Source organism: Mycobacterium sp. E3339 (assembly GCF_001666915.1).
GTDB lineage: Bacteria > Actinomycetota > Actinomycetes > Mycobacteriales > Mycobacteriaceae > Mycobacterium.
Genome location: NZ_LZIZ01000094.1, coordinates 1 through 1,375 on the forward strand (window position 1 = coordinate 1; position 1,375 = coordinate 1,375).

Annotated in this window: 1 protein-coding gene and 1 pseudogene; both read right to left on the reverse strand. The window is 71.9% G+C overall.

Translation table 11 applies throughout. From position 1 onward, the window contains the following. Positions 1–550 (reverse strand): annotated as a pseudogene (locus A5702_RS09120) (hypothetical protein); the annotation flags it as partial. 50 nt (positions 551–600) lie between these two features. Next, positions 601–1,254: a hypothetical protein gene (locus tag A5702_RS09125; RefSeq protein ID WP_068220008.1), complete on the reverse strand. Its 654-nt coding sequence runs from the start codon at positions 1,252–1,254 to the stop codon at positions 601–603. Positions 1,255–1,375: the final 121 nt, after the last annotated feature.

The following is a 1,375-nucleotide window of genomic DNA, read 5'->3' on the forward strand; positions in this document are numbered from 1 at the left end:
CCGGTGCCGACGGGGCCGGCGGAGCGGCGACCGGTCCGGGACCCGCCGCGTGTGCGGGGTCGATGCCGGCCGGAAGGTGGGCCTGCGGCGCGGCCGGTGTGGCCGCGACCGGCCCCGGGCCCGCCGCGTGCGCGGGGTCGATGCCGGTAGGCAGGTGTGACTGGGCGCCGGGTTCGACGCCCGCGGCGGGGACGTGCGGAACGGGCGCACCGTCGGGAAGCGCCGTGCCGGGATCGGCCGGCGTGCCCGGCATCGCCAGGAACTGGTTCACCGACTGGGCAACGTTCCGGGACTCGCCGGGCGCGCCCTGGTTGTGGCTGAAGGCCTGCGCTGCGGCCATGAGCAGCTGCGTCGCCTGCCCGGGGTTGGTGGCGGCCTGCTGAATGATCGGGCTCAGCTGCGACAGCGCCGGCAGGCCCGGGAGTTCTTGAGTCGAGTTCGGTTGCGGTGCCGCCGGGTCGGCCGCCGCGTTCGGGCAGAGCCCTAACGCGGCAGCCGATGCCGTGACGACAGCGGCCAAACCTTTGGACAGATTCCAAGTGGTTGCCACGGTGTGTCCTCCGGTCATTAGGGGGTTGGCGTTGCTGTCTGGCTAATTACTCAGGGCAGGCCGGCGAGCAGCGGAGCCACCGGGTTGGCCCCGGTCGCCGGTGCGGCCGGCGCCGCGGGAGCCCCGGCCAGCGCCGTCAGATCCTGCGGGAGGGTCATCTGCGCGGGCACGCTGACCGGCAGATTGGGCAGGAACGCCGGCATGTCGACCTTCGCCTGAGGAAGCTGCGGGGTCGGCGGGGTGGCGGGGGCGGTCGGCGTCGACAGCCCCGGGATGGCCGGAAGTCCGGGAATGGACGACGTGGCCGGGGCGGCCGGCGCCGCGGGTGCCGGCTGGGTCAGGCCGGGGATCAACCCCTGCAGGCCCTGGGCCGTCGTCGGTGCGGACGGCGTCGGCGCCTGCGCCAGACCGGGGATGGAGGGCACGGTCGCCGAAGTCGCCGGTGACGTGGCGGCCGCCGACGGAACACCCGGGAAGGTGATGCCGGGAGCGGCCGGCGCGGCCGGCGGGGTGGCGCCGAGGGCGGTGGCGAGGTTCTGCAGGATTTGGGGTGCGTTGGCCGCCGAACTGATCAGCTGCTGCGGAATGTTCGGGATAGGCGGAGCCGGCACGGGGTCGGCGTGGGCGATACCGCCCGTCAGTAGTGCCGCGGACGAACCGACTACGACGGCCGCTGCACGCAAGTAAGTCCAGATGGTTGGCATGACTCTCCCTGGTTGTGGATTACGGGTCCAGGGCCGAAGTTACGTTGATACAGATGGGACTCAAGTGACACGTGTGGCATTTATTTGATCGTTATTGATACGAGTGATGGCGGTGACCGAA